Raw genomic sequence first — 17,163 nt, 5'->3', positions numbered from 1 at the left:
GGACTTGCTTTACCGACAGGTTTCAAGGCAGGCTTGGGTGTGCATTATTCCCATCACCGTGTCAGGTATTTTTTATGTCGCTACGCGTCTGCATTCTGGAAACCGATGTCCTGCGCCCGGAGTTGGTGGATCAATATCAGGGCTACGGGCATATGTTCCAGCGTCTGTTCTCCCAGCAGCCTATTGCGGCCGAGTTCACCGTGTACAACGTGATGGACGGCGACTATCCCGCTGACGACCAAGTGTTCGACGCTTATCTGGTCACCGGCAGCAAGGCCGACTCATTCGGCACCGACCCGTGGATCCAGACCCTCAAGACCTACCTGCTAAACCGCTACGAGCGTGGCGACAAGTTGCTGGGCATCTGCTTCGGTCACCAACTGCTGGCGCTGCTGCTGGGCGGTAAGAGCGAGCGTGCCAGCCAGGGCTGGGGCGTGGGCATCCACAACTATCAAATGGCCGCCAAGGCACCGTGGATCAGCCCGGTGGTGGAGGAGCTGACGCTGCTGATCAGCCACCAGGACCAAGTCACCGCGCTGCCGGAAAACGCCACCGTTATCGCCTCCAGCGATTTCTGCCCGTTCGCCGCCTACCACATCAATGACCAAGTGCTGTGCTTCCAAGGCCATCCGGAATTCATCCATGATTACTCCCGCGCCCTGTTGGATATTCGCCAGCAGAACCTCGGTGAGCAGATCTACACCCGCGGTGTGGCCAGCCTGGAACATGACCACCACGGCGTCACCGTGGCGGAATGGATGATGCGCTTTGTGGCACACAAGCCGGACGCGGCGGCTTAAAGCCAGCCCGACCGCTTGAAGCTGGCCCACAGGCCGGTGCAACCCACCGCAATAAACCCGAGCACCGCAAAGTAGCCGTAGTGCCATTGCAGCTCGGGCATGTTCTGGAAGTTCATCCCATAAATCCCTGCCACCGCCGTGGGGAAGGCGAGGATCGCCGCCCAGGCGGCGAACTTGCGCTGCACCACGCTCTGGCGCGAGGCCTCCAACAGCACACCGATCTCGATGGTCTGGCTGGCAATGTCGCGCAAGGTAGTGAGGTCCTCCATCTGCCGCGTCACGTGGATCTGCACGTCACGAAAATACGGGCGCATGTTCTTGTCGATAAACGGGAAGCTCAGCTTCTGCAGCTCTTGGCTGATCTCCACCATCGGCGCCACATAGCGCTTGAGCCGCAGCACGTCACGGCGCAGGCCGTGGAGGTTCTGTATGTCGCGCTCGCTCAGCGAGCTGCACAGCACGTTGCGCTCCAGCTCATCGATCTCGGCGTGGATGGCTTCGCTGACCGGCTGGTAGTTTTCGGTGACGAAATCCAGCAGCGCATACAGTACGAAATCTTCCCCGTGCTCCAGCAGCAATGGCCGCGCCTCACAACGCTGGCGCACAAAACCGTAGGACGCCGAGTGGCCGTTGCGCGCCGTGATGATGTAGCCGTTGCCGGCAAAAATATGGGTCTCGATAAACTCCAGCTTGCCGTTCTCGCGCACTGGGGAATAGGTGACGATAAACAGCGCATCGCCGAAGGTTTCAAGCTTGGGGCGGCTGTGTTTTTCCAGGGCGTCTTCGATGGCCAGCTCATGCAGGTTGAACTGGCGTTGCAGGTTGGCCAGCTCCTGGGCGCTGGGTTCTTCCAGGCCGATCCACACAAAGTGGTCGGGTTTGGCGGCCCAGGCCGCGCCTTCATCCAGGGTGATATCCCTGACTTTCTTACCGGCGCTGTAGACAGCGGCCGCAACAACTCTACCCATGGTGCTGATCACTTCTTATTGGGAGGACAGGTGTTGGGCAGCTTAGCCTGAATGACGTTCCCTTGCGGATGGGCTTTTGTAGTGAGCGAGTTTGCTCGCGCTGGGGTGCAACGCGCGCCCAATCAGACCGCCCCCAACTCCCGATCCATCTGAGCAATACACGCCTCCATCTGCGCCTGACACGCCTGCATCAACCCCGGAACGTCATCCGCCGTCATACCAGCCGTGGGAATGGGTGGCAACGAGCGTATGAGCACATCCCCACTGCTCCATCGGTTGAGCTGCATCTGCGTAACGTAATTGCTCACGCACACCTGCACGATCGGCACCCCGGCGGCAATCGCCATATGAAACGCGCCTTTCTTGAACGGCAGCAAACCCTTGCCCAGGTTACGCGTGCCTTCCGGGAACACCCAGATCGACGTGTCCTCATGTTGCAAGGTGTGGGTGGTGGTGAGCATCGCCCGGCGCGCCTTGTGCGCATTGCCACGGTCGATCAACACATTGCCCGCCAGCCAGAACAACTGACCGAACAGCGGCACCCATTTCAAGCTCTTCTTGGCGATACACACCGTGCGATGGGGCACCACATTGCCAAACACAAACAGGTCATAGTTGGACTGATGGTTGGCGACAACCACACAGGTGCCAGGCTTATTGCGCAGCGAGTCCACGTCGGTCTTTACATTCAACCCGAGGATCCGCATGGCCGGCACGGCATAGAGACGCGCGCAAACGCGGCTGTTGTCCGGGTTGAACGGCCGGCAGATGCCAACCAGCACGCCGAGCACGCCAGCGATCATAAAATGCAGGCCCATCAACAACATACGTAACAGGAAAAGCATCGACACGGCCTATCGAGACAAAAGGTGGCGCAGTGTACGGATGTGCACTGTATTCGGCAATTAGCCCGGTAGAGGTAGGAGATAGGCGATGTTTAAGTACATGTTTCAACATCTACTGACACCGCCCGGCTAGAGCGGCTAAGGACATTGCTGGTTTGTTTGTAAGAAAAAGCCCGACACTAGGTCGGGCTTTAACGTTGTAGCTGTAAGGGCTTAGCTCAGAATGTGGCCCTGGTCTTGGATGATCGCGTCATCCAACGCCTCCAGCAGCGCCTTGCGCACTTTCAGTTTGGTGTGCTTGTGGGCGTTCATATTGATCTTCTTCAACTGACGCGCCGCTTCCAGTGCCGCCGCGTGCAACTCCTCCGGTGCCACCACTTTATCGAGGAAACCGGCCACTACGGCGCCCTGCGGGTCGAACATCTCGGCGTTGATCACCGAGCGCTGGAACGCCGCCTTGCTCAGGCGATCCTGCGCCAGCTCAATCCCGGCGTGGTGCATGGTCATGCCGATGGCCACTTCATTCAGGCCGATGCTGAACGGGCCTTCCACACCAATCCGATAATCCGCCGACAGCAACAAGAAGGCACCCTTGGCCACCGCATGCCCAGGGCACGCCACAATCACCGGGAACGGATGCGACAACAAGCGACGCGCCAGCGTCGAGCCGGAAGTCACCAGGCCGATCGCCTCTTTGGGGCCAGCAGTCATCACCTTCAAATCATAACCACCGGACAAAATCCCCGGCGTGCCGGTGATCACCACCACCGCGCGATCTTTCTCCGCCTGGTCCAACGCTTCATTAAACGCACTGACCACCGCCGGAGAAATGGCATTCACCTTGCCGTTGCTCAAGGTCAGGGTCGCGATACCGTCTTCGAGGTGGTAGGCAATCAACTCACTCATGACGCGGTTCCTTGTAGGGACTTGTTATAGAAGGGCATGCACAGACGTTACCCACCACGCCCGCCCCGGTAAAGCGCCGTGACTGACTACCCAGTCAGACATTTCCCGCACGCAGGCTGCTACACGGCCCACGGCAGGGCCCAACAACTGCCCCAGAGGCATGCAGCACATGCCCGAGAATGGCAGAAACACCGCCCCTTGCCGGGCGCGTCACGGCATAACCCGCTAACCGCATGAAAATTCTGAAAAAAACCTTTGCCATCGGAAAGGCTTTCGACTACATTAGCGCGCCTCGACAGACTGAACTGGTTTGACGAGATACGGTGAAGTGTCCGAGTGGCTTAAGGAGCACGCCTGGAAAGTGTGTATACAAGAAATTGTATCGAGAGTTCGAATCTCTCCTTCACCGCCAAATTCGATGTAAACAAAACCCCTGGTTTCGAAAGAAACCAGGGGTTTTGTGATTGTAGGGGGCAAAAAAGTATCCCCGCCCCTCAATGCCGATGCCGATGATGCACATCCGGAAAATGCGCATGACTATGCCGCACCGGGCTGTGCAAATGCACATGACTATGCGGCTGCGCCGGGTCCCATTCAAACCCATGCTCATGCTGGTGATGCTCATCGTGCACATGTCGATGCCCGTGTTCCGTCGCTTCATGCTGATGTTCATGGGCATGGCGTTCCGTCAGGTGCAGCCACACGCCCACTGCCATCAGCGCCGAGGCAATCCAGAAGGCAAACGTCACCGACTCCCCTAGCACCAACAACGCAATCGCGGCCCCTAGGAACGGTGCTGTCGAGAAGTAAGCCCCCGTGCGTGCGCTGCCTAGCCCGCGCAGTGCCAGCACGAACATGACCAGGCTGATGCCGTATCCCAGAAAGCCCACCAGCAAGATCGGCACGAGTTGCGCCGGCGCAGGAGTCTGTGCGCCGAGGTACAGCGCCAGGCCGCAGTTCACCAGGCCCGCGATCAGGCCTTTGGCGCCTGCGATAAACACTGCGTCAGATGCGGACACTTTGCGCGTCAGGTTGTTATCAATGCCCCAGCACAGGCAGGCCAGTGCAACCGCGAAGGGGCCTGTCCAATCGTGGCTGGCTCCGCTGCCGTCAGACCAGGACAGCGCCAAACCTCCCAGCACGATGGTGATCATCCCGAGTACGATGCGGCGGTCGGCGTTTTCCTTGAATACCAGCCAGGCGATCAGTGCGGTAAGCACCGATTCTAGGTTGAGCATCAGGGAGGCGGTTGCGCCTGCGGTGCGCGTCAGGCCGAACATCAGCGCCACTGGCCCGAGGATGCCGCCGAATGCGATGGCGCCGAGCAGCCAGGGCCATTCCGATGGGCTGAGCCCGGTGGGTTTCCAGCCGCGATCACGCACCAGGCGAACGCCAGCGAGGCCGACGCCGCTGCCGAGGTAGAGCAGGCCGGCGAGCAGGATGGGCGACAGGCCTAGCCCGAGGCTTTTGGCCAGTGGCGTGCTGGCGCCGAAGAGCGCGGCGGCGGCGAGGGCGTAGACGATGCTGAGGTTCATGGGCGGTCCTCGGGAGTTACTCCGATCATACGACTTATGCGGTGTTATTCATGCCTGTACATACACCCAAGCCGTCAGCCCGGACGACAGGCTTACCGCCACTCGCTTGTAGTCCGACACCTCATACGCGTCTGCTGCTGCCAACTCCGCGTCGGTGATCTGGAACACCGACCCCTCAACCTTGGCGCCTCGCTCGGTGGTCGGTGCAACGATGGGGTGATGGGTCTTGCCGCTGCTCGCCAGCACCTGCGGGTCGGTGATCTCTACCCAGCTTTGCGAATAGCCCAGCATGGCGTCGTGTTGGCCGACCAGTTCCCTGCCGAAGTTGGCCAGTTGCACGGCCTTGTCCTGCAACGTGCCGTAGGAAAACAACAGCACGGGGTATTCGGTGGAGCGTTCCATTGGGGTTCCTTATGCCAGCAGGTCTTCGTAGAAGGCGCCGTAGGGCTTGGTCGGGTGGGCGATCTGGATTTCGAGAATCCACAGGCCGGCGTTTGGGTAGTGCTCGAAGTCGCCGAGATCGCCGCCACGGTGGATCGCGTGGGGGAAGTCGCTGACGCGATGGCCCTTGATGTCCAGGTTCAGCTGCCAGCCCATGGCCTGGGCCTGTTCTTCGGCGTAGCGGTAAAGCTCGAGGCCCACGACCTGGTCGTTTTTCCAGCGGGCTTGCACGCGGTCGAAGAGCTCTTTGGCGGCGTTGGCGCAGGCGATCATTTCTGGGTCGTTGCCGGTGCTGAACGTGGCGCCGGCGTCACCTTCGTGGCCCTGCCACACGGCACCCATGTCGATGAAGAAAATATCGTTTTCGCCCAGCACCGGGTCACCTTCGGAGCGTTGCTTGAAGGTCTTGAGGGAGTTGGCGCCGAAACGCACCAGCAGCGGGTGCCAGATGCGTTGCATGTCGAGGTCGGCGAGGACCTGCTTGCCCAGCTCGCGGGCTTCGGATTCGAGCATGCCAGGGCGGATACGCTGGGAGAGGTTTTCGATGGCTTTCCAGGTCATGGCCTGGGCGTAGCGCATGGATTCAATACTGTAGGCGGCGCCTACGGCTTCTTTGGGTTGTGCACTCACCAGCGTGTCCTCGGCCTAAATGATGTGGGTCGTTATGCGTTTTACTATATAGCGCGGTGGTGGCGCAGCAAAACGCAAATTGCGCGTCAGATATGTAGCCACGCCAGGCTACCCAACACTACGGCCGCACCTGCCGCTGTATACGACATGCGCTTTAACCATTCCCGCCGGGTCAACAAAGTAATCGCCGCCAACGAAATCGCGATCTGAATCGCCGTCATCGCCTGGGCCCAACGATGATGCTGGTGCAGCGCCTGCTCCGATTTTTCATCCCATTCCCTGGAGGTGGCCTCAAGCTTTTCGGCCTGCTTGCGCACGTCTTCCTTCTGGCTCTTGTAGCGTTCGATTTCGTCCTTGTAATGCGCCGTATCGACACCGGGAATATGGGTGGCCAGCTCCGCAAGGTTCTGTCGGCTGGATTTGGCCTGGTAGTAGTTCCACTGGTTGGCCGCTTCGGTCTTGATGATGGCGGCGTTGTTCTTGTCCATTGCCGCTTCACTTTCGGTGGAGCCAGCCTGGTAGCTGAGCATGGCGCCGAGGGTGGCCATCAGCGCGGTCATCACGGCAATGCGGCTGGCGAAATTGTCGCCGCGGCCGTGGGCATGTTCGGTGGTGTGTTCGACGTGTTTTTCGTGGGGGCTGGGGACTTCGAAGGCTTCGGACATGGCGGCGACTGCGAACGGAATGAGGGAGTCTGATTCTTCACCAGCGAAGCTGTCTCAAGCCTGTACGTAACGCTGCAAACCTTCCACCAGAGCATCAAACATCACGCGGCAGCGCGGGCTGTTGCGCAGGTCTTCGTGCATGGTGACCCAGGTGTCCAGCTTGAGCGCGAAGGCTTCGGGCAAAACCCGATGCAGATGGGGATCGCGCTTGGCCAGTTGCACCTGGCAGCCGCCGATGCCCGCGCCGGCCCGGATCAGGGCCAATTGCGCCAGGTCACTGTCGCTGCTGAGGGCGAAGGTGCTGCGTTCGAAGCCCTTGATGGCGAGGCTGCGGATAAAGGCGTTTTCCTGGTCGAAGCCAATCACTGCGTGCGCCGCCAGGTCTTGCATGTGTTGGGGAATACCGTGTTGTTGCAGGTAGTCGTCGCGGGCATGCAGGCCCACTTCGATCAGGCCGACACGCCGCGCCAGCAATTGCTCCTGGCGGGGGCGGACCATGCGCACGGCGATGTCGGCTTCCAGCTGCAGCAGGTCGCTGAGGCGGTTGGTCAGGATCAATTCGACCTTGAGATGCGGATGTTGCTGGCGCAATTGCGTGAGGATCGGCGGCAGTATCTCCACACCCACCACTTCGCTGGCGGACACCCGCACCACGCCGCGCACTTCGTCCCCCTGGGCCGATGCCGCACGCTCAAGGGCGGCGGCTGTACGTGCCATGGTTTCGGCGTGGTCACGCAGCGTATGGGCGACTGCCGTCGGCAGCAGCCCGGTAGGTGAGCGGGTAAACAACACCACGCCCAGCGCCGTTTCCAGCGCGGCAATGTGCCGGCCAACTGTAGGCTGTGTAATGCCAAGCTGCCGCGCGGCCCCCGACAACGATCCCTCCTTGAGTACGCCGAGGAACGACCGGTAAAGCTCCCAACCAATATTTGATGCCATGCATAAATGTATAGCGCCTGGATGGTCTTCGACAATTCCTCTATAGCGCGGCCACCAACACAATGAGCTCATCAACAGGTAGGGGAGACGGTGATGAGCAAGGTTCTGGTCTTGGGTGCAACGGGTGGTATCGGCGGTGAAGTGGCGCGACAACTGAAGGCGGCAGGTTGGGAGGTGTGTGCATTGACCCGGGATGTCGACAAGGCGCGCAGCCAGCAGCCAGGGTTTGCCTGGCTCAAGGGGGATGCGCTCAAGCGTGAAGAGGTGATCGCAGCCGCCCGAGGTTGTGCGGTGATCGTGCACGCGGTGAACCCACCGGGCTACCGCAATTGGGCCGAGCAGGTGCTGCCGATGATCGACAACACCATCGCGGCAGCCATTGTTGAGGGCGCAACAATCGTGCTGCCCGGCACGGTCTACAACTTTGGGCCAGATGCGTTTCCCGTGTTGCGTGAAGACTCGCCGCAACATCCGCAAACACGCAAAGGCGCTATCCGGGTGCAGCTGGAGCAGCGGTTACTCCACGCTTCCCGCCAGGGTGCGCGGGTGCTGATCGTACGTGCCGGGGATTTTTTTGGCGCTCAGGCTGCCAACAGTTGGTTTTCCCAAGGGTTGGTCAAGCCAGGTAAACCTGTTTCGACCGTGAGTTATCCGGGCGCACGCGGCGTGGCGCATCAGTGGGCCTACCTGCCGGATGTGGCCCGCACTATGGTTGCGTTGCTGGAGCGCCGCGCAAGCCTCGACGCTTTTGCCTGTTTTCATATGGCCGGGCATGTCGACAGGGATGGCATGCAGATGGTCCAGGCCATCCAGCGTGTGGTACTGCGTAGGACAGGCCAACAACCCAGCGTTGGCAGCTTCCCTTGGTGGTTGCTGAAACTGGCCGCGCCCTTTGTAGTGACCTTCCGCGAAGTGCAGGAAATGCGTTACCTGTGGCAAACCCCGCTGAGCATGGATAACCAGCGTCTGGTCGAGGTGCTTGGCAGCGAACCTCACACGCCCTTGGAACACGCGGTGGAAGCCACGTTGATCGGCCTCGGCTGCTTGCCTAAGAACGCCTGATCAAGCGCACATACACCGCGATATTGATCAGCAACACCAACGCGCCCAAAGCCAATTGAATGTTCGGGGTCAGCCCAGCCGGATAGATCAGCGCCAGGATGTAGTGCTCGATAAACCCACCGCCGTAGCCGTCCTGCCCGGCGAGATGGCGGAACAGGTTTTCCCAACGGGTCAGCGGGCAGGGCAGGTGAAACACTTCGACGGCCACGCCCCACACGGCGGCGGGCAGATGCAACCACATGACGGGCCGCCATTTGAGCGCCAGCAGCCCGCCAAACAACACAAACAGGATGAAGCACAGGTGGAACAGCACCAGGCCGTCGGCGGCTAAGCGGTAAAGCATGATTGGGTTCGCTTTCAGGGTGGGAAATCCCCGCGAGATTAGCTTGCCCTTTGACGCCGTTGCTATAGGCAAGCCCTACTTCGCAAACACCACCGGCACCGTAAACCGCGTCTTGCCGCCCTCCGGCGGACGAGGTACCGGGGAGGCGCGGTTGATCATGTCCAGCGTGGCGCTGTCCAGTTCGGCAAAACCTGCAGACCGCATGATGCTGGCACTGAGCACTGTGCCGTTGCTGTCGATTTCAAAGCGCAAATACGCCACACCCCGGTCGCCCCGGTCGCGGGCGTTTTGTGGGTAGCGTTTGAAGCGTTCCAGGTGGGCCAGCAGTTGGGCCTCCCATTGCACCTTTTGCGCGGGGTCGGCGCTGCCGCGTGAGGACTGGTTCGCGGCGGTGCTGCCAGCGACCTGTGTGTCGAGCTTGGGCGGTGCGGTGGTGGCGGAGGGGGCGGACGGTTCGGCTGGCGTTTGTGGCGCGCTCGCAAATTCGGCGGCGTGCTCGGGCGCGGAAGAGTAGGTGCCTTGGGCCGAATCCTTGAGTGGTGAGGTGGCTTGCTTGGCCGGGCTCGGTCGGGCTGCGGGCACGACCTTTTTCGGCAGCGCCTTCGCGGGTTTTACCGACGGTGCGTTCAGCTGCTTCTGCACCACCTTGTCGGGCGCTACTTGCAGGTCCTCTTCCACGGCCTGGGCCACGGGGGCGGCGGCCAGTTCGATCATCATTGCAGCGGGCGCAGCTTCGGCCACGGCCACCACGGGCGTGTGCAGCCACCATGCGATGAGGGCGGCGTAGACGCTCAGGGTGATCAGCGTCGCAATGCTCCACAAAGCCTTGCGCGGTGGGTTGAGGTAGTCGGGAGCAGTCTTGGACATCATGGGCTTATCAATAGAGATCAACGTAAAACGGGATGCCCATGCAGGGCATCCCGTGGTTTACCCGCGGCGTTATCAGAATTTGACGGTCAACCCGGTGCGCAGCGTTCGCCCTGGCGCGGGCATGAAGCTTTGGGCCAGCGGGTCCAGGTAATAGACGTTGGTGAGGTTCTGTACCGAGAAGTCCAGTTGGGTGCCTTTGACAATTTCGAAGCTGGCAAACAGGTCGAAGATCGCCGACTTGCGGTAGTACATCTGGTTGGTGGTGATGCCGTCGTTCCAGGATTTGTCGAGTTTGGCGGTGGGCGCGCTGTTGTAGACCATGCGCCCGCCGAGCACGAGACGGTTGTCAAACCAGCGGCTGCCCAGGGTGGTGTTGACCGAGTATTTAGGCGGGTTCTGGGTATTGGTGTAGGAACCCGGAAAGCCACCGTCGACACAGTTGGGGGTGGCGGAGTTGTCCTCTTCACGCAGTTTTTTCGCGATGTCCGGCGCGCAGGTCTTGGCGTTCAAGTAGTAGGTGGCGGAGATGTCGGTGAACACCCGCCCCATGTCATAGCTGGTTTGCAACTCGATGCCCTTGACCGTGAAGCTGTCGACGTTTTGCAGGTTGCCGGCAAAAATGTCGGTGTAGTCGCGGGTGATGTAGTTTTTGATCTTGTTGTTGAAATACGCCAGCTTGGCGGCCGCCGTGTCGCCGTCGGTGAGCACGCTGTTGTGCAGGGTACTGACACCGAACTCCCAGTTCTTGCTGCGTTCAGGCTTGATGCCGTCGGTCGGCACGGCGGCCGTGAACAACCCGAGGGTGGATTCGAACAGGCTCGGCATGCGTACGCCTTGGTTGTAATTGGCGTAGACGAAGCTGTTATCGGTGACGTTCAACTTCACACCAAACGATGGCGCAAAGGCGTGATCCTTGCGCTCGATGGGGGGCGCAAAGGTGTAGCTGGTGGGGTTGTCGTCTGCATCGAACGTGGCCGCAGTGGCTTTGCGGTTGTGGTCCTTGCTGTTGAATGCGCTGTAGCGGCCGCCCGCCGTCAGGGTCAGGCGGTTGATTGGCGCCCACTCAAGCGACGTCACCAGGCTGCTTTCTTCGCGTTCGCCACTGCGGATAAAACGGTTCTTTTGCAAGTCCGACAGCAGCACCGGCGAGTTGTCATCAGGGCCCAGGTCTTCGGTCTGATAGGAGCCGCCGTAGGTCAGGGCGAACTTGCCGGCGCGGGTGTCGAAGCGCGAGGTGTTGCTCAGGTCCACACCCCAACGCTTGTCCTTGGTGCGGTTGCGCAACGCGTCCTTGTAGGTATCGCCGAGCGGGTCGGCATCGTCGTCATGACCAAACAGCGGCGTCACGGTGACCAGGCCGTTGAAGGCTTCGCTCTGGGCTTTGGTAGCCCAGACGTTGGCACTCAAATCAATCAGCGGATTGTCTTCTGGCTTGTAGGTGTAGCGTGCGGTGTAGGCGTTGATGCGCATGCTGCCTGGGTCCCACTGCGGCACGCTGCCGCTGGTGTTGCGGATGATTTGCGACGGCATCACTTCGCCATATTTGCCGTCGGTGTAACGGTAGGTCAACTCCAGTTTCTGGTCCGTCGCGGGTTTGATGATCGCCTTGAGCAGCACCGATTCAGTGTCGGTCGCGGTGTTGAACACCTCAGTGTCAGGCTTGAAGAACTTGGCCGCGGTGTTGGCCTCTTGGGTGACGTAGATGTACTTCCGGGTTTTCGGGTCGTATCGACGCACCTGTTGAAACACCTGGTAGTTCTTGAAGCCCTTTTTACCCGCGTAATAGTTGCCGCTTTGGCGTTGGAAGTAGGCCGCGACAAAATCCACCGTCTCGCTGGTGCTGGCGAACGCCACGCTGCCGGAATGCGCCGGGGAACCGAGCAGGCCGTTGCTGCCGTGATGCGGTGTGGCTTTGTAGGTGTCGGGTGCATCGACACTGTTGCTGGACAGGTCACCCTTGAGGCGCACGCCGTAGGTTTCGCCCTCCTTGAGGATGTCCTTGGGTTGCAGGGTTTTCATCTTGACCATGCCACCGATGGCGCCCGCCGCATCGGCGCCGAGGCTGGGGCCCTTGTCCACGCGGATCTCGCTGATCAGGTCGGGGTCGATGTAGCTGCGTTGCTGCATACCGCTGTAGCCACGGTAGGCATCGATGGCTTGCTGGCTGCCGTCGATGGTCACCGGCACGCGGCTCTGGCCCTGGATACCACGGATGTTCACGTCCAGTGCGCCGCCATTGCGAGCGTCGCCGGTTTGCACGCCGGGCACGCCTTTGAGAATGTCGGCCGGGGAAGATCCACGGAAACGGTTGATGGTTTCGCCAGAGATAAACACGCTCGAGCCAGCCTTGGTGTAGACCTCTGCGGCGGTGCCGGTCAAACGGCTGGTTTCGCCGCCCTTGATGGTCACCGGGCCGAGTAATTCGGCGTCGTCGAGATCGTCCAGGCCGGCGTTGGAGGCATCGCGGCGGCTGAGGATCAGGCTGCGCTGGCTGTCGATCTTCCAGTTCACTGGCGCATTACCCAACAGGCGTTGCAGCGCTTGTTCCTGGGTAAAGTTGCCGCGCACGGCCTGGGATTGCAGGCCGTCCACCAGCCCGGCTTGCAGGCCCAATTGCAAGTTGGCCTGGCGGGCGAAGGTGCTCAGCGCAGTCGTCAACGGTTGGGCGAGGATGTCGAAGAAACGGGTCGCCTGATCACTCGGCGTGCCTGCGCTATCGGCCGCCAATGCCAGGGAGGGCTGGAAAATTGCGCTGTGGATGGCAGCGCACAAGATGGCCAGTGCCAGCGGTGCGGGTGATCGGTGACCCATGTTTCATCGCCTTAGTGTTTTGTATTGCGATTCATTCGCAATACGGAGAGCTACAAAGACGAGCACCTGCCGAATTTTTTTCAGGGAAATGCAATTATTTTTCAGTGGCAGACGTTGTGTTGCCGATGACGATCAACAGCGGTGAGTACGCGCTGACCTCACCGCCAATCGGCGCGACCAATGCCTGGAGGGCGCGTCGGGTATCGCGCATGTCGTAAAGCCCGGTGACACGTTTGTTGGCCAGGGCCGGGTCCTTGATCACGATCCAGCCGCGCTGGTAGCGATCAAGTTGCTCGACCACCTGGGCGACGCTGGCGTTTTCAAAAAACTGTGTGCCGTTGATCCAGCCCGCGACTTCCGTGGGCGCCACCGATGACTGAGTGCCCACGCCGCTTTGGCGATCGATCCACAGCCGTTGTCCCGCCGTCAGCCGGTACTGTTTGTTCACGCCCACGGTGCCGTCACGCACTTCTACCGCCAGGCCATTTTCCGCCCGAGCCACGTCGAAGGCGGTGCCGAGGACGCGGATCACCGCGTCGTCGCTGCGCACTTCAAACGGCTTTTGCGCGTCGTGCACCACATCAAAAAATACCTCGCCGCGTACCAGCGTGACCTGGCGTTGCGCGCCGTCGATGCTCACGTTGATTGCGCTGCGTGGCGCCAGCGTCAAGCGGCTGCCGTCGCTCAGGGTGACTTCGCGGGTTTCTGCGGTGGCGGTGCTGTAGTCGGCACGCCAACCGGGGTTGAACACCAACGCGGCGCACACCGCCAGCGCGCTGATGCACGCGGCGGCCAGCAACGGCAGGCGCAGCCGGGCAGGGCGTGGCCACTGCTGTTGAGTGGTGGGCGGCAGTTGTTCCAGCGCGTGCAAAGCGCGATTGACTTGGGCCCACGCCTCAAAATGATCATCGCCGGCGTGCAACCAGCGATCGAACTCGTCGAAGCGTTCTGGTGAAGCCTGCAGGTCCAGCAGCCACTGGCCGGCGTCTTCCAGGCTTTTGGCCGAGACGTTCCTGGGCGGGTGGGCGTCATGCATACGGGCGTTCCTTACTGTGCGCGCCATGGGTGGCGACACTTGAGGCCAGGTGAACGATGGCGTCCTTGACCAGGCGATGGGCGGTGGAAAGCGAGATATTGAGATGATCGGCGGTTTGCTGCAACGTGAAACCGCCCAGTCGATTCATCTCGACGGCGATGCGCATTTGTTCCGGCAACCCTGCCAGGGCGGCGGCGATTCGGCTTGCGTCGTCGCCATGCACCACCCGTTGCTCGGGCGATAATTGCTGGCCCGGGTGCATCCATTGCGCGGGCATTTTCTGCTGGCGTTTTTCGGTGGCTTGCCGGCGCACGGCGTCCAACGCCAGGTTGCGTACGATCCGGTACAGGTAGGCCACGGGTTGCTCCACGGGGTCTTGCGCGTTGGCGCAAAAGCGCAGGAACGCGTCTTGCACCACGTCTTCGGCGCGTGCGTGTTCGCCCACCACAACCTTGGCGTAGTTGATCAGTGCGGGACGGTGGTCAAGGTAGAGTTGCAGCCTGGCGGCGTTGTCAGTCACAGCGAAACTCGAAAAGAGATCAGACCCTCAAGCGCGGCGACGTTAGTTTAATTGAGAGTAATTATCAATACCGAGCTTCGAAGGTTGCTTGAAGGCAACCTGCGCCGTTATTGTGCTGAATCCTTTTAGTCCTTCCCCCAAGGATCTGTTTTGATGAACGCACCGCGTACCGCCGGCCCGATCAAGGCCGTGATTTTCGATATGGACGGTTTGTTGCTGGATACGGAAGGCATCTACACCGAAGTCACACAGATCATCGCTGAACGCTACGGCCGTACCTATGACTGGGGGATCAAGCAGCACATCATCGGTCGCGGCGCCCAGGACCTGGCCGACTACGTGGTCAAGGCGCTGGACTTGCCGATCACGCCAGCCGAGTTTCTAACCATCCGCGAACCGCTGATGAGCGAACGCTTCCCCAAGGCCCTGGGCATGCCTGGCGCCGAAGCGTTGGTGCGGCACTTGAAGGCGCACCACATTCCGATTGCCGTGGGGACCAGTTCGTCGCGCAATTCGTTTGGCCACAAGACCACGTTGCACCGTGAGTGGTTTGGCCTGTTCGACACCATCGTTACCGCTGACGACCCGGAAGTCGGCGCTGCCAAGCCCGCGCCGGACATCTTCCTTACCGCAGCGCGCCGCCTGGGCGTTGCGCCCGAGGATTGCCTGGTGTTCGAGGATTCGCCCTTTGGGGTAACGGCTGCGAAGGCTGCCCATATGACTGCCATCGCCGTGCCGGACGAAGCCATGGCGGACAGCAAGTACCACCACGCCGACCAGATCATCCGCAAGCTCGCGGAGTTTGATCTGGCGGCCTATGGCTTGCCGCCGTTGGATTGACTGAGCGCAGTCAAAAAAGGTGGGAGCGGGCTTGCTCGCGAATGCGGTGGATCAGTCGACCTATTCATTGACTGACACTCCGTCTTCGCGAGCAAGCCCGCTCCCACATTTGGTTTTGCAGTGTTCCTGAAGCCTTAGGCGCTGAAGCCACCATCAATGGTCAAACTTGCCCCAGTGATGTACCCGGCTTCGGGGCCCGCGAGATACGCCACAAAGCTGGCAATCTCCTCCACATGCCCATACCGCCCTACCGCCATCAACCCAATCAAGCTCTCTGCAAAATCACTGTTCGCCGGGTTCATATCGGTGTCCACCGGCCCAGGCTGCACGTTGTTGATGGTGATGCCACGCGGCCCCAGATCCCGCGCCAGGCCCTTGGTCAAACCCACCAGCGCCGCCTTGCTCATCGCATACGGGCCACCGCCGCCAAAGGGCATGCGCTCGGCGTTGGTGCTGCCGATATTGATCACCCGGCCGCCTTCACCCATATGCTTGGCCGCTTCCTGGGTCGCGATAAACACGCTGCGCACGTTGATTGCCAGGGTCTGGTCGAAGTCTTCCAGTTTGAAGTCTTCCAGCGGGGCGATGGCCAATACGCCGGCGTTGTTCACCAGGATGTCCAGGCGCCCGAAGGCTTCGACGGTAGCGTTGACGGCGTTGCGGATTGCATCGGCGCTGGCGCTGTCGGCGTGGATCGCCAGGGCCTTGCCGCCTTCGCTGATCACGCTGTTCTGCAATTCTTCGGCCTTGGCGGCCGAGCTGACGTAGGTAAAGGCAACCGCTGCACCTTGTGCCGCGAGGCGCTTGACAATGGCGGCGCCGATGCCGCGGGAACCGCCTTGAATCAAGGCGACTTTGCCGCTGAGGTTGTGTGTGGTCATGTCGATCTCCTAGCTGTTCAAGGCGGGATGCCTTGTTGTTGGAGCCGAGTATCGACCTCACCCGTGTCGCCCGGTAGACCGTGATTGCTATAGTCTGTGTAAACCAAAAGTTTAGAGTGGGGCGATATGGAGAGCTTTGGCAGTATCGAATGCTTTGTGCGCAGTGCCGAAGGCGGCAGCTTCGCCGAGGCCGCGCGGCACCTGAGCCTCACCCCGGCAGCGGTTGGCAAGAGCGTCGCCAAACTGGAAGCCCGGCTTGGCGTGCGTTTGTTCCAGCGCAGTACCCGGCGTCTCACGCTGACCGAAGCCGGCAAGTTGTTCCTGGAAGAAGTCAGCGCCAGCCTCACCACTATCCAGAACGCCGTGGCCAACCTGGCCAGTGCCGAAGGGCGGCCAGTGGGCACGCTCAAGGTCAGCATGGGCACGGTGTTTGGCAATCGTTATGTGGTGCCGCTGCTGGGCGAGTTCATGGGGCGTTTCCCGGACATCAGCCCGGACTGGCATTTCGATAACCGCCAAGTCGACTTGATCGGCCAAGGCTTTGACGCCGCCATCGGGGGTGGTTTTGAACTGCCCCAAGGCGTGGTGGCGCGCAAGCTGACGCCAGCCCATCGGGTATTGGTCGCCTCACCGGATTACCTGGCGCAGCGCCCGCCAGTGGTGGTGCCGGAGGATTTGTCGCGCTGCCACGGCATCCTTATCCGTTCACCGCAGACCGGGCGCATACGTTCCTGGCAACTGACCAACCGCGAGCGTGAACAGCGCCCCTTGGTGCTCAAGCCGAGCATGACCATGAGCGACTCCGAGGCCGCCTGCTGCGCCAGCGCCCAGGGTCTGGGGATTGCGCTGGTGAGCATGCCGATGGCCGTACCGTTTATGGACAGTGGTGCAGTGATGCGGGTGCTGCCGGACTGGTATGTCGATGATGGCAATATTTCCATTTACTACGCCGAACACAAACTGCTGCCCGGCAAGACCCGTGCGTTTGTGGATTTCATCATTGAGCAATTTGCCGAGCAGCAATTGGGGCAGCGCTTTAGCGCGATTTGATCACACAGTCAGACCGAGTCG

18 protein-coding genes and 1 tRNA gene are annotated in these 17,163 nt (G+C 60.8%); 5 read left to right on the top strand and 14 right to left on the bottom strand.

Translation table 11 applies throughout. The annotated features are described in order from the left end of the window. Positions 1-74 precede the first annotated feature (74 nt). A complete protein-coding gene (locus CFE47_RS23080) occupies positions 75-800 on the top strand; it encodes an amidotransferase (RefSeq protein ID WP_185703319.1) in 726 nt (241 codons plus the stop codon). Here CFE47_RS23080 and CFE47_RS23075 read toward each other — a convergent pair. From CFE47_RS23075 to CFE47_RS23065, 3 genes are all read right to left on the bottom strand, one after another. Next, positions 797-1,768 (bottom strand): magnesium and cobalt transport protein CorA, encoded by a 972-nt coding sequence (locus CFE47_RS23075; RefSeq protein WP_286840703.1) that lies wholly within the window; start codon positions 1,766-1,768, stop codon positions 797-799. The genes CFE47_RS23080 and CFE47_RS23075 overlap by 4 nt on opposite strands. Positions 1,769-1,890: 122 nt before the next feature. Continuing rightward, a complete protein-coding gene (locus tag CFE47_RS23070; RefSeq protein WP_286840702.1) occupies positions 1,891-2,613 on the bottom strand; it encodes a lysophospholipid acyltransferase family protein in 723 nt (240 codons plus the stop codon). 213 nt (positions 2,614-2,826) lie between these two features. Next, positions 2,827-3,519 (bottom strand): crotonase/enoyl-CoA hydratase family protein, encoded by a 693-nt coding sequence (locus tag CFE47_RS23065; RefSeq protein WP_185703325.1) that lies wholly within the window; start codon positions 3,517-3,519, stop codon positions 2,827-2,829. Between the two features lie 322 nt (positions 3,520-3,841). Between CFE47_RS23065 and CFE47_RS23060 the strand changes: the two genes are divergently transcribed. After that, positions 3,842-3,931, top strand: a tRNA-Ser gene (locus CFE47_RS23060). A gap of 82 nt (positions 3,932-4,013) precedes the next feature. Here the strand turns inward: CFE47_RS23060 and CFE47_RS23055 are convergent. From CFE47_RS23055 to CFE47_RS23035, 5 genes are all read right to left on the bottom strand, one after another. Beyond that, positions 4,014-5,054 carry an EamA family transporter gene (locus CFE47_RS23055; protein ID WP_286840701.1) on the bottom strand — a complete coding sequence of 347 codons (1,041 nt, stop codon included), beginning with the start codon at positions 5,052-5,054 and terminating at the stop codon, positions 4,014-4,016. Between the two features lie 48 nt (positions 5,055-5,102). Next, positions 5,103-5,456: a gamma-glutamylcyclotransferase family protein gene (locus CFE47_RS23050; protein ID WP_286840700.1), complete on the bottom strand. Its 354-nt coding sequence runs from the start codon at positions 5,454-5,456 to the stop codon at positions 5,103-5,105. Between the two features lie 9 nt (positions 5,457-5,465). Beyond that, a complete protein-coding gene (locus tag CFE47_RS23045) occupies positions 5,466-6,125 on the bottom strand; it encodes a M24 family metallopeptidase (RefSeq protein WP_286840699.1) in 660 nt (219 codons plus the stop codon). A gap of 86 nt (positions 6,126-6,211) precedes the next feature. Next, entirely contained in the window at positions 6,212-6,790 is a 579-nt protein-coding gene (locus CFE47_RS23040) for a DUF4337 domain-containing protein (RefSeq protein WP_286840698.1), read from the bottom strand. A gap of 54 nt (positions 6,791-6,844) precedes the next feature. Further along, positions 6,845-7,729 carry a LysR family transcriptional regulator gene (locus tag CFE47_RS23035; RefSeq protein WP_286840697.1) on the bottom strand — a complete coding sequence of 295 codons (885 nt, stop codon included), beginning with the start codon at positions 7,727-7,729 and terminating at the stop codon, positions 6,845-6,847. A gap of 93 nt (positions 7,730-7,822) precedes the next feature. Here CFE47_RS23035 and CFE47_RS23030 point away from each other — a divergent pair, with 93 nt between their 5' ends. Beyond that, entirely contained in the window at positions 7,823-8,791 is a 969-nt protein-coding gene (locus tag CFE47_RS23030; protein ID WP_286840696.1) for an NAD-dependent epimerase/dehydratase family protein, read from the top strand. Here the strand turns inward: CFE47_RS23030 and CFE47_RS23025 are convergent. The 5 genes from CFE47_RS23025 to CFE47_RS23005 all read right to left on the bottom strand — a co-directional run bounded on the left by CFE47_RS23025 (position 8,778) and on the right by CFE47_RS23005 (position 14,371). Next, complete coding sequence (locus CFE47_RS23025) at positions 8,778-9,134, bottom strand: DUF2784 domain-containing protein (RefSeq protein WP_286840695.1); 357 nt, start codon at positions 9,132-9,134, stop codon at positions 8,778-8,780. The two genes, CFE47_RS23030 and CFE47_RS23025, sit on opposite strands and share 14 nt — an antisense overlap. Positions 9,135-9,209: 75 nt before the next feature. Then, positions 9,210-10,004: an energy transducer TonB family protein gene (locus CFE47_RS23020; protein ID WP_286840694.1), complete on the bottom strand. Its 795-nt coding sequence runs from the start codon at positions 10,002-10,004 to the stop codon at positions 9,210-9,212. A gap of 72 nt (positions 10,005-10,076) precedes the next feature. Then, a complete protein-coding gene (locus tag CFE47_RS23015; RefSeq protein WP_286840693.1) occupies positions 10,077-12,815 on the bottom strand; it encodes a TonB-dependent receptor in 2,739 nt (912 codons plus the stop codon). 94 nt (positions 12,816-12,909) lie between these two features. Beyond that, complete coding sequence (locus CFE47_RS23010) at positions 12,910-13,851, bottom strand: FecR family protein (RefSeq protein ID WP_286840692.1); 942 nt, start codon at positions 13,849-13,851, stop codon at positions 12,910-12,912. Further along, positions 13,844-14,371 (bottom strand): sigma-70 family RNA polymerase sigma factor, encoded by a 528-nt coding sequence (locus CFE47_RS23005; protein ID WP_286840691.1) that lies wholly within the window; start codon positions 14,369-14,371, stop codon positions 13,844-13,846. The genes CFE47_RS23010 and CFE47_RS23005 overlap by 8 nt, the downstream gene beginning before the upstream one ends. 153 nt (positions 14,372-14,524) lie before the next feature. Here CFE47_RS23005 and CFE47_RS23000 point away from each other — a divergent pair, with 153 nt between their 5' ends. After that, the gene (locus CFE47_RS23000) at positions 14,525-15,211 is read left to right on the top strand and encodes an HAD-IA family hydrolase (RefSeq protein WP_185703351.1); all 687 of its coding nucleotides are present in this window, start codon (positions 14,525-14,527) and stop codon (positions 15,209-15,211) included. A 134-nt stretch (positions 15,212-15,345) separates the two neighbouring features. On the opposite strand, the gene CFE47_RS22995 is transcribed toward CFE47_RS23000, so the two are convergent. Continuing rightward, positions 15,346-16,092: a 3-oxoacyl-ACP reductase family protein gene (locus CFE47_RS22995; RefSeq protein WP_185703353.1), complete on the bottom strand. Its 747-nt coding sequence runs from the start codon at positions 16,090-16,092 to the stop codon at positions 15,346-15,348. A 126-nt stretch (positions 16,093-16,218) separates the two neighbouring features. Between CFE47_RS22995 and CFE47_RS22990 the strand changes: the two genes are divergently transcribed. Next, a complete protein-coding gene (locus CFE47_RS22990; RefSeq protein ID WP_286840690.1) occupies positions 16,219-17,142 on the top strand; it encodes a LysR family transcriptional regulator in 924 nt (307 codons plus the stop codon). The last annotated feature ends 21 nt before the right edge of the window (positions 17,143-17,163 follow it).

The sequence above is a fragment of the Pseudomonas sp. PGPPP1 genome, assembly GCF_002255865.1.
Lineage (GTDB): Bacteria > Pseudomonadota > Gammaproteobacteria > Pseudomonadales > Pseudomonadaceae > Aquipseudomonas > Aquipseudomonas cremoris.
Note: the sequence above shows the minus strand (reverse complement) of the source record. Positions and strands in the feature narration are given on the sequence as shown.

Excerpts from the sequence above, each read along its gene's own strand:
- CFE47_RS23080 (WP_185703319.1), top strand. The coding sequence starts at position 75 with ATGTCGCTACGCGTCTGCATTCTGGAAACCGATGTCCTGCGCCCGGAG.
- CFE47_RS23075 (WP_286840703.1), bottom strand. The coding sequence starts at position 1,768 with ATGGGTAGAGTTGTTGCGGCCGCTGTCTACAGCGCCGGTAAGAAAGTC.
- CFE47_RS23070 (WP_286840702.1), bottom strand. The coding sequence starts at position 2,613 with ATGCTTTTCCTGTTACGTATGTTGTTGATGGGCCTGCATTTTATGATC.
- CFE47_RS23065 (WP_185703325.1), bottom strand. The coding sequence starts at position 3,519 with ATGAGTGAGTTGATTGCCTACCACCTCGAAGACGGTATCGCGACCCTG.
- CFE47_RS23055 (WP_286840701.1), bottom strand. The coding sequence starts at position 5,054 with ATGAACCTCAGCATCGTCTACGCCCTCGCCGCCGCCGCGCTCTTCGGC.
- CFE47_RS23050 (WP_286840700.1), bottom strand. The coding sequence starts at position 5,456 with ATGGAACGCTCCACCGAATACCCCGTGCTGTTGTTTTCCTACGGCACG.
- CFE47_RS23040 (WP_286840698.1), bottom strand. The coding sequence starts at position 6,790 with ATGTCCGAAGCCTTCGAAGTCCCCAGCCCCCACGAAAAACACGTCGAA.
- CFE47_RS23035 (WP_286840697.1), bottom strand. The coding sequence starts at position 7,729 with ATGGCATCAAATATTGGTTGGGAGCTTTACCGGTCGTTCCTCGGCGTA.
- CFE47_RS23030 (WP_286840696.1), top strand. The coding sequence starts at position 7,823 with ATGAGCAAGGTTCTGGTCTTGGGTGCAACGGGTGGTATCGGCGGTGAA.
- CFE47_RS23025 (WP_286840695.1), bottom strand. The coding sequence starts at position 9,134 with ATGCTTTACCGCTTAGCCGCCGACGGCCTGGTGCTGTTCCACCTGTGC.
- CFE47_RS23020 (WP_286840694.1), bottom strand. The coding sequence starts at position 10,004 with ATGATGTCCAAGACTGCTCCCGACTACCTCAACCCACCGCGCAAGGCT.
- CFE47_RS23015 (WP_286840693.1), bottom strand. The coding sequence starts at position 12,815 with ATGGGTCACCGATCACCCGCACCGCTGGCACTGGCCATCTTGTGCGCT.
- CFE47_RS23010 (WP_286840692.1), bottom strand. The coding sequence starts at position 13,851 with ATGCATGACGCCCACCCGCCCAGGAACGTCTCGGCCAAAAGCCTGGAA.
- CFE47_RS23000 (WP_185703351.1), top strand. The coding sequence starts at position 14,525 with ATGAACGCACCGCGTACCGCCGGCCCGATCAAGGCCGTGATTTTCGAT.
- CFE47_RS22995 (WP_185703353.1), bottom strand. The coding sequence starts at position 16,092 with ATGACCACACACAACCTCAGCGGCAAAGTCGCCTTGATTCAAGGCGGT.
- CFE47_RS22990 (WP_286840690.1), top strand. The coding sequence starts at position 16,219 with ATGGAGAGCTTTGGCAGTATCGAATGCTTTGTGCGCAGTGCCGAAGGC.